1 pseudogene is annotated in these 245 nt (G+C 44.9%); it reads right to left on the reverse strand.

Going from position 1 to position 245, the window contains the following annotated elements:
• Window positions 1-245 (reverse strand): annotated as a pseudogene (locus tag CES79_RS12560) (L-lactate dehydrogenase); the annotation flags it as partial.

A 245-nucleotide genomic window follows, 5' to 3' on the forward strand; every position in this document is an offset into this window, starting at 1 on the left:
ACCATAGTAGGTAGCACCCTTGGTATTGATGATCTCGTATGCCTTGTGCATGGTTTGATCTTCAATTTCGTCAAGGTCAGCATCGGTAATGCCATGTTCCTGAGTAACTGAACGTAATGGTCTTGAACCAATGGTGGCTTCATCGTAAGCAGCGAATTCAGTATCACCATGTTCACCCATAATGTAGGCGTCGATGCTACGTGGATCCAAGTTCAACTTCTTACCCAAAGCAACACGTAAACGAG

The organism is Secundilactobacillus silagei JCM 19001, assembly GCF_002217945.1.
In the GTDB taxonomy this organism is placed as follows: Bacteria; Bacillota; Bacilli; order Lactobacillales; family Lactobacillaceae; genus Secundilactobacillus; species Secundilactobacillus silagei.